The following is a 12,949-nucleotide window of genomic DNA, read 5'->3' as shown; positions in this document are numbered from 1 at the left end:
AAAGGAAAAAACCATGTGCGGAATTGTTGCAGCCATAGCTCAAAGAGATATCGTAGATATTTTGCTTGAAGGTCTATCCCGTCTTGAATACCGCGGATATGACTCGGCAGGGCTTTGCGTCATTCATGATAATGATTTCAAGCGTGTCCGCGTCACTGGCAAAGTATCGTCATTAAAAGAAGCTGTAGGCAAAGAGTCTTTTGCAGGAACCTTAGGCATAGCTCATACCAGATGGGCAACCCACGGCCGTCCTTCGGTTGAAAACGCCCATCCGCATATAAGCGGTAACTTTGCTCTGGTGCATAACGGCATTATTGAAAACTTTAAAGAAATTAAAGCCAAACTTGAAAAAGAAGGTTTTGAGTTTAAATCTCAAACCGACACCGAAGTCTTAGCTCATTTGATTTCTTATTACGCTAAAACCGAATCCGACACCAAAAAGGCATTGCGTCTTGCTTTAAACGATGTCGAAGGAACCTATGGCATTGCACTTATCAATAAGCAGGAGCCCGATACTTTATATACCGCCCGGAAAGGCTCTCCTATCGTTATCGGATTAGGCTTCGGTGAAAACTTCGTCGCTTCGGACGTATTAGCGTTGCTGCCGGTCACGCAGCGCTTTATCTATCTTGACGATGATGAAATCGCCGTTTTAAAGCGCAAAGAACTTAAGATTTACGATAAGGACTTAAATTCCGTCACAAAACCCGTCAAAGAAAGCGAGCTTGACGTCTACTCGGTATCAAAAGGCCCGTACCGCCACTTCATGCAAAAAGAAATTTTTGAACAGCCTCGAGCCGTTGCCGATACGTTTGAGCGCCGCATTGAAGAAGATAACGTCAGTTTCGAGGCATTCCTCGGTACCGATGAAGACAGCTTTAAAGATATCGACAACATTCAGATTGTCGCTTGCGGAACCTCATATCATGCAGGACTTGTCGGAAGATTCTTCCTTGAGAATCTCGCTAAAGTCCATACCGAAGTGGAAATCGCTTCAGAATTCCGTTACCGCAACAGCGTGACTTTGCAAAACTCTCTTTTAGTAACATTATCCCAATCAGGAGAAACCGCCGATACTCTTGCCGCTTTAAGAAAAGCCAAGAATTCAGGATATAAAGGTTCACTTGCTATCTGCAACGTTCCGGGATCCTCACTTGTAAGAGAATCCGACTACGTATTTTTGACAAGAGCCGGAGCAGAAATCGGCGTTGCCTCAACCAAGGCTTTTACTACTCAGCTTATTGCACTTATTCTTCTTGCTATCCGCATCGGACGCGTAAAAGGAACTTTAACTAAAGAGCAGGCTGCAGAAATCATTAAAGAGATTAAGAAGATCCCTGATGAAATCAGCAGCGCACTTAAGACTGCCGCAACCGTTGAGAAACTTGCCGAAGAATTTGCCGGCAAACATCACTGCCTCTTCTTGGGCCGCGGAGAAATGTACCCTATAGCTCTTGAAGGCGCGTTAAAGCTTAAAGAAATAAGCTACATCCACGCAGAAGGCTATGCTGCAGGCGAATTAAAGCACGGACCGATTGCTCTTATCGACGCTTCAATGCCGGTTGTCGTAGTTGCTCCTGACAACGAGCTTATCGGCAAACTTAAGTCAAACATTGAAGAGGTAAAAGCCCGCGGCGGTATTTTATATATCTTCACGTCAGATAAAACTGCCATCAAAGAAGACGCTACCACCCGCGTCATCAAACTTAAAGTGTCAGGACAATATCTGCAAAGCGTGATTTACACCATACCGCTCCAACTGCTTGCGTACCATGTAGCACTAATTAACGGTACGGACGTTGATCAACCTCGCAATTTAGCGAAGTCCGTCACAGTTGAGTGATGAAAAAACTAAAAAAGCGCAGGTTCTTTCCTATTCTACGGTAGAATTATGCGCTTTTTCATAAATTTAACGTTAATAAGGTGTAATGAAAGAATCCCATATATCTTTAAGCGAAAAAATCACTTTCAGTTTAGGTGCCATGAGCAAAGACATCATTTATTGGTTCATAGGCGCTTATTTGATGCTGTACCTTACCGATTTTTACGGTATGTCGGCAGCATTTATCGGTTTTATTTTATTAATAGGCAAAATTGCCAACGCATTTCTCGATCCTTTTTTAGGATATGCGATAGATAACACCACTACACGCTTTAGTAAATTCAAGCCTTGGATCATCGTCGGCAGTCTGTTAACGGCAGTGACTGTCACATGTCTGTTTTATAAACCTAATCTTCAAGGATCCGATCTTGCTTTATACGGACTTGGCTTTTATTTTCTTACCATCATCGCCTATTCGCTGATGGACATCCCGTTTTGGTCGTTAATTCCTAATTTCGGTACGGTAGGTAAAGATCGCCTGATCATGACCGCGATCCCCCGCGCCATGACAGTAGTCGGCGGACAATTCATCCTTATTTTCGGACTGTTTTTAATCAGGAAACTTACGTTTAATTCACAGCATGACTTATCTGAAGGCTTTTTCATGCTGGCTGCAGGCTGTGCATTATTTTTCTTAATAACCCAGCTTGTAATGTGCTTTACCCTTAAAACGCGCCGCCAAAAATTTAAATACGCTAAATTCTCAATAAGTAAAGCCTTTGAACTTATAAGCAAAAACGATCAACTGCTTGCCACTATCTCTATTATGGTTTTGCAGCAAATCGCTATCGGTATCGTTAATAGTTCTCTTATTTTCTACTTCCTTCAAGAACATGTAATTACCGCCAAGCACTTCACTATCATTATGTCAGGCGGAGCGGTCATTCAATTTTTAACTTACATTCTGCTGCCTAAAATAATCGGCCTCATTTCCCGCAAAGCCGCATTTTATATATCCGGCATATTGATGCTATGCGGCTTTATTTCCATGATCTTCCTGTCGCTCACAACCGGAAACCCCATAATCCTCTGCATAAGTTTCTGCTTTGCCAACTGCGGCATGGCTCTTATGATTGGACTTACGACTTCCATGCTTGCCGACTGCGTGGATTACGGTGAATTTAAAAACGGCATTCGATCTGAGGCCTTAATTTTTTCACTGCAAACGTTCTCCGCCAAATTAGGTACCGGCATTGCCCTTTTCATGTCAGGTCTTTCGATATCTGCCGCAGCTTATATTCCCCGTGAAATAACTTTCGTTCATCAGGAATTCAGTTTCCGGCTTGCTCTTGTCATAGTCTGTCTGCTTATTTTGCTTTCTCTGTGGATCTACAGCCGCTACTACAAGCTAAACGGCATTCTATTTAAATCCATGTTGTCTACCCTTGAGAAGCTCAGGACGTCAGACGGGATGATTCACGATACTCAAAAGCTTATCCGTTATGCAATTGACGAAAGTAATGTGCTGCTAAAACTTAAGGGAGAAACCTTAGAGGAAGTTTTAAGTCCGCTTGTCTCATGTCTTGCCCGCAGCGGCATTATTTCTTCTATTTCAGAATTCAGATCCGAGCTTAATAGAAGACTAAAAGTCACGCCTTGCGGCATTGCTGAAGGAATTGCGATTCCCCACGCCCGCGGTGAATGCGTGAAACGACCTGCGATCGCCATTGCCGTTTTGGAAAAACCTCTTGATTTAGGATCTTTTGACGGTAAAAAATGTGATCTTATCTTCTTAATCGCCAGTCCTGATGACGGACAAACACATTTAAATCTCTTAGGCCGTTTGTCTTTGGTTTTAAACGAGCAAGGGTTTGCCGATTCGCTTCGCCACGCCGGAACCGCACGCGAAGTGGTTACGCGAATTGCCCGTTATGCTCAACATTTTGATTAATTATTTTATGTTGTTTAAAAAATTTATTGCCTTAGCTGCCATAGTATCTGTATCTTTTTGCACTCAAGCTGCAGAACAAAAGCTGCAGGTTTGTGCTACCACGCAAATGTACAGCGCTCTTGAAGCTCTTACTCCCAAAATTCCGGTTGAATTTGATGCTCATTACACTACCGCATCTAATATCTATACCGGAATTATCAATAACAAGTTAAAGTGCGATGTCATAATCAGTCCTGATGAAAGACTACCGATAAGTCTTATTCGTTTAAATAAGACCTCTCCTGCCTCATTTATTCCTTTTACCCGTGCTAAACTTATTTTGTGGTCCGCTAATCCGCGCTTATTTAACGGTAATATCTCTGCAATCTATACTAAAAAACTAAAGTCCCTGGCAATTCCTGATCCGAGACTTACTCCAGTCGGCTTTGCGGCAAAGCAAATCGTCGCTAACAAAGGATTTCCGACAGACTATCTTAAAGACAAGATCTTCTACCCCGAACACGAATACCAGGTCCACTCCATGGTTGCAAACCAAAATGTGGAAGCAGGATTTATCACACTACCCTTAATAAGCTCCAAAACCAAAATGGTAAACGGATCATACTGGATAGTCCCGCGCGAATATTATCCTGATATTTTCTACTACACTTTAATTATCGATGAATCGACAAAACGCAATGACGCTTTAGCCTTTACCCGCTTTTTAAGAGAAAATGATGAAGCGCAAACCTTGCTCGAAGCTTTCGGTTTCGGATCGTTAAATCCTACGGAAACGGGACAGATTGATTTACGTTTGCCGGGCTGGCAAAGCAAATAAAAAGTAAATTGACAACCGCTTAAATGTTAAAAACAGACATCATATTTCTTTGAGCCTTAACTATCATGTAGGGCTCATCTTTATATCAAAATTTCTTGGTATATTTAATATTTTGCTAAACCTACAAAGGGGGTGCGGACAAAAAGTTGGACATGATTTTCAGTTCATAATACCTAAAGATTGCCGATATTGCACCGGACTTTTATATCCCAAACTTGCCTTGATTCTATGCTCGTTATACCAATGAAGGTATTTATCAAGACTTAAGATAAAATCTTTTATTCCGGTTTTTGTCCAGGATTTTGTCCGCATCCCCTATTCTTAATGCAGAGAAAATAGCAAAGGAGTACTTAAATGGCGGAGACATTTAAAGAATTTGATTTAAATAATTTTGTAACTTCTGATGATGAATTAGTTTTTTTATTGAACGACGCTTTAGCATCAAATGATGCCGGTTATTTATTAGATGTTTTAGGAGTCTATGCCAAACGTAAAGGATTATCTGATGTGTCTAAAAAAAAGTACTGTTGATAGGGCTTATTTATATAAGGCTCTAAGCCACAAAGGCAATCCCGGCATTAAAACTCTTATGCAGATTTTAAATGCATTAGGTATCAGATTTACAGCATCTCTTGCCTCTGCGCCAAATACTTAACCTGTATAACTAAAGCCTACCGATATATAGGATGGTGATTTAAAACATCGCTTCGTTTTCGTTGTAAAAAACAATTGCTGTGAAATTATCCAATCTAAAGAGCACTATTAACATTAGGAGCTTTTTTATCAGATAAAAACCGTAGTGCAATCCAACAAAAAACCGACCCTACATTTACGCAAGATCGGTTTTAAATTTTCTTAACTATCTATTAATTAACTATCTATTACTTCATCAAATTCGGCAGGAACATAGTGATCTGCGGAATGAAAGTAATCAAAGTCAAAGTACCGATAATCAGGAAGATAAACGGAACGATGCCTTTTAACACGACTTCAAGCTTCGTATTGGAAATACGAGCCGCCACGAAGAGCGCCATGCCCAAAGGCGGAGTAATAAAGCCGATGGCAAGGTTTGCAACCATGATAAGACCGAAGTGAACCGGATCTAGACCTAAAGAAACGGCAACCGGTAAAAGGATCGGAGCCAAAATCAAAATTGCAGGGGTCTGATCCATGAAGCATCCGACGATAAGCAGCATGATGTTAATCAAAATTAACAAGACAATCTTGCTGTCGGTGATCTCAAGCAATGTTTGAGTTACAAGCTGCGGAACCTGCTCTACAGTTAAAATCTTGGAAAAACCGGTCGCGCATGCCAAAATCACCATAACGGTACCGGTCGTGCAGCATGAAGTGGCAATTGCTTTAAATAAACCTTTTGCATCAAGCTCGCGGTGAATGAAGGCACCGCAAATAAATGCATACAAAGCGGCGATTGCGGCAGCTTCGGTCGGGGTGAAAATACCGGCGTAAATACCGCCCAAAATGATGATCGGGTTAATTAAAGCCCATTTGGCTTCCCATACAGCATCCCACGCTTTTTTACCGGAGAACGGCTCACTGTGTCCCTTATATCCTTTTACTTTGCAGTAAATATAAGAGTAAAGCATCAAAGCGCCGCCGATTAATAAACCGGGAAGGAATCCGCCCATAAACAAAGAGGTAACGGAAGTTCCGGTAGAAACACCGTAAAGCACCATCGGAATTGACGGCGGAATAATTACGCCGATAGTTCCGGCTGTCGCGACCAAGGCCAAAACGAAAGAGCGCTTATAACCAAGCTCGATCATGGTAGGAATAACCATGGATCCTACGGCAGCCACGGTTGCAGGACCGGAGCCTGAAACTGCGGCAAAGAACATGCAGACTAAAACGGTAACGATTGCAAGACCGCCGGTGATGCGTCCGAAAAAGACGTTACAGACATTTAAAATTCTGCGGGATACGCCGCCGGCGCCCATCAAGTCGCCAGCCAAAATAAACAAAGGAACAGCCAGAATCGGGAAAGAATCGCAGCTAATTACCATCTGCTGAGAAAGAGCATTAAGGCTTAATGTCTCTCCGGTAAGTAAAGCCGCAAGAGTGGACAAGCCGATTGCAAGACCGACCGGCATATTTAAGATCAAAAAGATCGCAAGAGAAACTAAAAGAACTGTTGATGCCATCTTGCTACTCCCTACTGCTCAATCTCGGCATTAGGATCACCTTCGCCGTCTTTTAAATGCTTAATATGGTAAATAATTCCCTGAATCAGGCGAATGGATGCCAATCCGAAGCCTACAATCGGAGCTAAATACACAATCCACATAGGAATACGCATTGCAGGTGACAACTGTCCAATCATAAGCTGAGTCTGAACCATGCCCCAACCTAAATAAATTACGGCTATAGCAAAAACCAATGAAAGAACGTCACCTAAGATAACTATGTACGGACGAAGAATTTTAGGGAACAAAAATAAAAAGGCATCAATCTTAATATGACGCATGACTTTGGCACCATAGCTGATGCCGATAAAAACAAGCCACACGAACATATAACGTGCAAGTTCTTCTGACCAGCCTAAAGATGAATGGAAAATATAGCGCATGATAACCTGGAAGCTGAGTACGATACCGATAGCCGACATCAGGATCACGCAAATCCACATCTCTAATTTATTATTTAAAAAATCTAATATTTTCATCATAAAACCGCAGAATTTAGGGAACAGACTGAGGCTAAGTTAAAGCCTCCACGAACGTGGAGGCTTAAATAGAGGGATTAGTAGTCTTTATTCAAGACGCGGTCAACGTACTCAGGAGTATCCATCATGCTCTTGACCAAGTCATAAACACCGCCCTCTTTGGCTTTGTCAATCCACTGCTGGCGCTCAGCATCGGTAAGAGTAATGATTTCGCAGCCTGCGTCCTTGAACTTCTTCTCGGAAAGAGCGTCAAGTTCAATAGAACGCTCGCGCTGAACTTTAATGAAGGTTTCTACACCGTCGTTCATGGCCTTCTTCTGAGCATCGGACAAAGACTCCCAGCGTGCTTTATTCATAAGCAGGATCTGCGGGCTGTACTGATGACCGGTCAATGAAATATAGTGCTGAACTTCATAAAGCTTGTTGGCATCGATAATGGCAAGAGGGTTCTCCTGAGCATCGATAGTGCCCTGCTGCAAAGCCGGCAATACTTCAGCAAAGGCCATCGGGGTAGGATTTGCACCCCAGGCTTTCCACTGAGCCATCTGAATTTCAGATTCCTGTACACGAACCTTAGCACCTGCGACGTCAGCAGGAACCTTTACTGCAACTTTATTGTTGGTATAGTGACGGAAGCCGTTGCCTACCATGGTGAAATAATGAAGATTGCGGCTTTCTACTTTACCGTTAATGGTCTTGCCTATATCGCTGTTAAAGCAGCGGATTGCATCTTCAGCGGTAGCAAACAGGAACGGAGCGTCCCACAAATAAACGTCAGGAATAAATGAAGTTAAAGTTGAAGGCTGTGCCAAAACGATATCGATATCACCCATAATGGTGGACTCGATAGCAACACGATCATCACCTAACATATTGTCAGGGAAATGTTTGATTTGAATGGTACCGCCAGATTCTTTCTGTACCACGTCAATCATTGCTACAGCTGCGTCTTTTGCCGCCTGGTTGGTAGCGTTGGCAAAACGCATATTAATGACGTCATCTGCATAAGAGGCTGCGGCATTAGCCATTAAAGCGGCAGCTAAAGCTGCACCCAACATAGTTTTAACTTTCATGTTCATCTCCTTACTTTGGTAAAACCTGTCCTAAATTAAAGATTTGATTTAACAATAGCGGCAATTGATGCACCATCCAAACCGTAAAGTTTGAATAGTTCTGAAGAAGGCCCAGAGCGTCCGAAACTCTCCATGCCCATGGTTACGACTTTGCACGGCTTGTTACGGCATACGCACTCACAAACTGCACTGCCTAATCCGCCAACTTTCTGATGATCTTCAACCGTCACGATTAATCCGCATTCAGCAGCTTCCTTAACGGCATTTTCATCTAAAGGCTTAATAGAGTACATATCGTATACGCTTACCTTAATACCTTCTTTTTCAAGAATATCTGCTGCCTCAAGGGCGCTTTGCACTCTGTCGCCAGCCGCTAAAATCGCAGCTTTATTTCCTTTACGCAGACAATGCGATCCGCCGATTGTAAATTTAGTTCCAGCGTCATAAATTTCCTCTACCTTGTCACGGCCTACACGCATATAGCAAGGACCGACATGGTCAGCCATTGCAAAAACAAGAGCACGAGTGGCATAAGCGTCAGCCGGAGCCAAAACAACGGTCCCCGGGATTGTACGCATCAAAGCAATATCCTCAAGTGCCTGATGGGTGGCGCCATCTGCGCCGCATTCGATGCCGGCATGAGTTCCTACCACTTTGACATTAAGATGCGGATAACAAATACTGTTGCGAAATTGCTCGCCGGCACGCAGGCTTGCAAAAACGGCAAAAGTGCTGACAAAAGGGATAAGCCCGACAGTAGAAAGACCTGCCGCCACAGTCATCATATTCTGCTCGGCAATACCGCAGTCGATAAAAGCCTCAGGATGCTCTTTCTTGAAGACAGCACTGTAAGTGGCTGCAGCCAAATCAGCGTCAAGGGAGACGATATTGGGCTTTGATTTGTACAGCTCTACCAAAGCCTCACCGAATGCTTGTCGATTTGCTTTCATTTCTTATTAAACTCCCAACTCTGCCAATGCCTTGTCTAAATCTTCTCTGCTCGGTGCCTTACCGTGCCAACCTACCTGATTTTCCATGAAACTTACGCCTTTACCCTTTACGGTATTGGCAAGGATAAGAGTAGGTTTACCTTTTACTTCACGAGCAAGAGCAAGAGATTGCCTTACCTCATTAAGATTATTGCCGTCAATTTCAATTGTATTTAAACCAAAAGCATCAAAACGCGCTTTCAGATTGGCAAGATCCATAACCTCACTGTTAGGACCATCAATTTGCAAGCCGTTGTGATCAACGATTACGGTCAAGTTATCAAGCTTATAGTGGGCGGCAAACATCAAGGCTTCCCAGACCTGTCCCTCGTCAAGTTCTCCGTCACCCAATATGGCATAGACATGAAAATCTTCTTTTTTAAGCTTAGCGCCCATCGCAATACCGCAGGCTGCGGAAATGCCCTGACCTAAAGATCCGGTTGACATATCAACGCCGGGAGTTCCTTTCATATCGGGATGTCCCTGCAGGAAACTGTCTGTATGACGAAGCGACAGCAACTGCTCTTTGGTGATAAAGCCCTTAAGGCATAAAGCCGCGTACAAAATCGGACAGGCATGACCTTTACTTAAAACAACGCGATCACGCTTAGGATCTTTAGGATCTTTTTCATTAATATTTGCAGCCTCAAAATATAAAGCCGCCATAATTTCGCCTAAAGACAAAGAGCCGCCCGGATGTCCTGATCCGCCGGCAAATATAGCTTCCAATGCCAAGCCGCGTAATTTAGCGGCAATTTGCTGTAAATCAGCTTGCATACATACTCCGACATGAAAAACAATTACTGGACTATATAATTTGAGTATATTTGCGCAAACGTTTGACTACAGTGACAACTATCACAAATTGCGGACTTTTTTCAGAATAGATCCGCAATCAGCTATTCTTTAAAGAAAATTTTCCCCACACGAAGAACGCACGGTAAGCTTAGGCGCCAAAACAATCTTAAGCGGCTCTGAATGAGATTTGATCTCTTGAAGTAATAACTCTGCAGCTTTTCTGCCAAGCAACACTTTGCGCTGATGAACCGTAGTTAAAGGAACTTCTATCATACTGCCGATTTCCAGATCGTCATAACCTGCTACTTTCAGATCATGAGGTATATTAATACCGTGATCCTGACAATACTTAATCACGCCCAAAGCAACGGTATCATTAATGGCAAACAGAGAATCTATTTTTTTGCTTATAAGCATTTTTGCTTTTTTATAACCGTTTTCAAATGTCGCATCGGTATAAACGACATTGTCTTTATTAAACTCAATTGAATTTTCTTCAAGCACTCGTTTCAGTGCGTTCAAGCGATCAACCGTAGTTTGGGACTGCGCCTCCCCTAAAATGCAGCCGATGTTTCTGCTTCCGCACTTTATCATATGCCTAAACAGCATCAATGCGCCTTGATAATTGTCATTAACAACACTTGAAAACGCCGGGCCTATTTCCACATCTGCCGCAACGACTTTAATTCCGCTGTTTAGCAACGGAAAAAGATCTTCTTCTTTTGCCGTAACCGAAATTACCACTACCCCGTCAACCCTTTGACGCTGCAGCATTTTAATATTTTCTTTTTCTTCATGGCGATCGCGAGAAGAATTGCACAAAAGAACGCTGTAGCCAAGCGGTCTTAAATAATCACAAACGCCTTTAGCAATCGCAGCATAATATGGTGAAGTTATATCCGGCAGAATCAATCCTATCTGCCTGCTTTCCTTGGTAGCAAGCCAGCGGGCTTTTTCATTTGATTCATATCCGAGATCAACGCTCGTTTTGATGATCTTATCCCGTAATGCTTCAGATACGCCGTCTTTACCGTTTAACGCACGCGAAACGGTTGAAGGAGTAACCCCGCACTCTTTGGCGATATCAACAATACTAACCAAAATTTTTTACCGCAAATTGACGCAAAAAAATACACTTTTACCAGAACAACATTTTTAGTATACAAAAATTTTAATATTATTTGCGCAAAAAATTTTTTATATTTGAGTGAAAGTTGCTAAAACTTACTCAAAAAGAAATAGTCAGTGCATATAAATATCAAATCGGCAAGCACCGCCCTCTACCGAACCGATAGGCTTAATACCTTGAAAAACGATTGGTGCTGCCGTTTGCGGCCGCTTTAAAATAACTTTATGTCTTGCCATATTGATAAGAGCTAAGAGAGTACTTTCAATATCTTCATCAGCGCCGATAAGCGCTTTAAAAATCCGCATTTCTTTTTTTACTAAGGCACTTTTTTTGCGCTCGGGGAACATAGGATCGTAGTAAATAACATCAGGAATAATTTCCCCTTTATAATTGCGCGCCTCACCGCATGGCATCAAAGCAGGGATACCGTTTGGCAAAGATTTTAAGTAAGAAGAATTTTGTGCCCTGTTTAAAGCATCGCTTAACAGCAGCCAAATAAGCGGATTGCGTTCGAACATGCAAACATGGCATCCTGAGCACTGCAAAATAAAAGAGTCTCTGCCCATCCCCGCCGTTGCATCAAAAACGATCGGATGATTAAGACCGGACGTTACCGCCTTAGCCACATTTTCTTTATGTTTACCGCCGTGATTTATGCGATAGATAAGTTTATCGGATAAAAAATCAAAGCATAAAGGCTTTAGTTTAGGCTCAGAGTCCAAAGACAGAAAAACTTTATCGGCAATATGCAAAGTGACGTTCTCTGTAACTTGAAAGTTTTTTATCTCTTCAAGCTGCTTTTCAAGATCGTCACTTAAAACGATATGTGAATCAGGATAACGTTTAACCGTCAACATTTAACGCGAGCTCAAAACAGAACGCATATAGGTTATAGTTGCCTCAACGTCAGGGCAAACGCCGCGCCAAATTTCATAGCTTGCGGCAGCCTGCATAATCAGCATGCCAAGGCCGTCAAAAGCCGAGCTCACACCAAGACTTTGAGCCTTTTGCGTAAACACGGTCGAACCTTCTTTTGTGTAAGCAAGATCGTAAACAAACTCCGCTTTTTTGATAAAAGAATCGTCAAGAGGCGGCAGCTCCTTAAACAGACTTGAAGAGCTGGCATTAATAATTATCGAAAAATCACCGCAAAGCGAATCAAAACCTTTAGCTTCTACTTTATCGGAATTGACTTTCTGTGCTAAAGATAAAGCTTTGCTTGCCGTACGGTTTACCACCGTAATCTTTGCGGCTTCAGACTTAACTAAAGGATATAAAATTCCCTGTGCTGCTCCGCCTGCTCCGATTAACAGGACATCGGCCCCTTCAAGCTTTACTTGTAGTCTTTTAAGATCGGAAATAAAACCGACGCCGTCAGTGTTATCGCCTAAAACTCCGTCACTAGTGAATTTAACTGTATTAACGGCGCCTGCAGTTTTCGCTGCATCAGACAATTTATCAACGAAATTAAACGCATCGATTTTACAAGGAGCCGTAACATTAAATCCCTTACCGCCCGATGCTTTAAACGCTTCTGCCGCTTTAACAAAACCGCCGTCTTCTACCAAAACTCTGCCGTATTCAATATCTTCATTTAAAGTATTGGCAAAAAAGGTATGAATCAAGGGAGAAAGAGAGTGAGCAATCGGGTTGCCGAAAACTGCGTACTTATCTGACATAAAAAATC

General features: G+C 42.5%; 14 protein-coding genes. 5 read left to right on the top strand and 9 right to left on the bottom strand.

Annotated elements, in window-relative coordinates:
• Positions 1-13 precede the first annotated feature (13 nt).
• The 3 genes from glmS to modA all read left to right on the top strand — a co-directional run bounded on the left by glmS (position 14) and on the right by modA (position 4,590).
• Positions 14-1,843, top strand: a complete 1,830-nt coding sequence (glmS, locus tag HMPREF9444_RS00535; RefSeq protein WP_009142344.1) for a glutamine--fructose-6-phosphate transaminase (isomerizing) — start codon at positions 14-16, stop codon at positions 1,841-1,843.
• An 85-nt stretch (positions 1,844-1,928) separates the two neighbouring features.
• Positions 1,929-3,773, top strand: a complete 1,845-nt coding sequence (locus tag HMPREF9444_RS00530) for a glycoside-pentoside-hexuronide (GPH):cation symporter (RefSeq protein WP_009142343.1) — start codon at positions 1,929-1,931, stop codon at positions 3,771-3,773.
• Between the two features lie 7 nt (positions 3,774-3,780).
• A complete protein-coding gene (modA, locus tag HMPREF9444_RS00525; protein ID WP_187363635.1) occupies positions 3,781-4,590 on the top strand; it encodes a molybdate ABC transporter substrate-binding protein in 810 nt (269 codons plus the stop codon).
• A 159-nt stretch (positions 4,591-4,749) separates the two neighbouring features.
• Here modA and HMPREF9444_RS10710 read toward each other — a convergent pair whose 3' ends face one another.
• Positions 4,750-4,860, bottom strand: coding sequence for an IS3 family transposase (locus tag HMPREF9444_RS10710; RefSeq protein WP_407083897.1), 111 nt, complete (start codon positions 4,858-4,860; stop codon positions 4,750-4,752).
• Positions 4,861-4,944: 84 nt separating this feature from the next.
• Here HMPREF9444_RS10710 and HMPREF9444_RS10885 point away from each other — a divergent pair, with 84 nt between their 5' ends.
• Positions 4,945-5,121 carry a helix-turn-helix domain-containing protein gene (locus HMPREF9444_RS10885; protein ID WP_009142340.1) on the top strand — a complete coding sequence of 59 codons (177 nt, stop codon included), beginning with the start codon at positions 4,945-4,947 and terminating at the stop codon, positions 5,119-5,121.
• Complete coding sequence (locus HMPREF9444_RS11380; RefSeq protein WP_407083896.1) at positions 5,072-5,245, top strand: helix-turn-helix domain-containing transcriptional regulator; 174 nt, start codon at positions 5,072-5,074, stop codon at positions 5,243-5,245. The genes HMPREF9444_RS10885 and HMPREF9444_RS11380 overlap by 50 nt, the downstream gene beginning before the upstream one ends.
• A 226-nt stretch (positions 5,246-5,471) precedes the next feature.
• Here the strand turns inward: HMPREF9444_RS11380 and HMPREF9444_RS00515 are convergent, their stop codons facing one another.
• The 8 genes from HMPREF9444_RS00515 to aroE form a co-directional block, all read right to left on the bottom strand.
• The gene (locus tag HMPREF9444_RS00515; protein ID WP_009142338.1) at positions 5,472-6,752 is read right to left on the bottom strand and encodes a TRAP transporter large permease; all 1,281 of its coding nucleotides are present in this window, start codon (positions 6,750-6,752) and stop codon (positions 5,472-5,474) included.
• Positions 6,753-6,763: 11 nt separating this feature from the next.
• Positions 6,764-7,273: a TRAP transporter small permease gene (locus tag HMPREF9444_RS00510; RefSeq protein ID WP_198002740.1), complete on the bottom strand. Its 510-nt coding sequence runs from the start codon at positions 7,271-7,273 to the stop codon at positions 6,764-6,766.
• A gap of 77 nt (positions 7,274-7,350) precedes the next feature.
• Entirely contained in the window at positions 7,351-8,346 is a 996-nt protein-coding gene (locus HMPREF9444_RS00505) for a TRAP transporter substrate-binding protein (RefSeq protein ID WP_050778963.1), read from the bottom strand.
• A gap of 35 nt (positions 8,347-8,381) precedes the next feature.
• Positions 8,382-9,296, bottom strand: a complete 915-nt coding sequence (locus HMPREF9444_RS00500) for a transketolase family protein (RefSeq protein WP_009142335.1) — start codon at positions 9,294-9,296, stop codon at positions 8,382-8,384.
• Between the two features lie 6 nt (positions 9,297-9,302).
• Positions 9,303-10,112 carry a transketolase gene (locus tag HMPREF9444_RS00495; RefSeq protein ID WP_009142334.1) on the bottom strand — a complete coding sequence of 270 codons (810 nt, stop codon included), beginning with the start codon at positions 10,110-10,112 and terminating at the stop codon, positions 9,303-9,305.
• Positions 10,113-10,241: 129 nt separating this feature from the next.
• Positions 10,242-11,234, bottom strand: coding sequence for a LacI family DNA-binding transcriptional regulator (locus HMPREF9444_RS00490; protein WP_009142333.1), 993 nt, complete (start codon positions 11,232-11,234; stop codon positions 10,242-10,244).
• Positions 11,235-11,375: 141 nt separating this feature from the next.
• On the bottom strand, positions 11,376-12,119 hold the full coding sequence (locus tag HMPREF9444_RS00485) for a class I SAM-dependent methyltransferase (RefSeq protein WP_009142332.1): 744 nt from the start codon (positions 12,117-12,119) through the stop codon (positions 11,376-11,378).
• Positions 12,120-12,941, bottom strand: coding sequence for a shikimate dehydrogenase (aroE, locus tag HMPREF9444_RS00480; RefSeq protein ID WP_009142331.1), 822 nt, complete (start codon positions 12,939-12,941; stop codon positions 12,120-12,122).
• Positions 12,942-12,949: the final 8 nt, after the last annotated feature.

This window comes from Succinatimonas hippei YIT 12066 (genome assembly GCF_000188195.1).
GTDB lineage: Bacteria > Pseudomonadota > Gammaproteobacteria > Enterobacterales > Succinivibrionaceae > Succinatimonas > Succinatimonas hippei.
The sequence above is the reverse complement of the archived record's forward strand: the minus strand, read 5'-3'. Positions and strand labels throughout refer to the sequence as shown.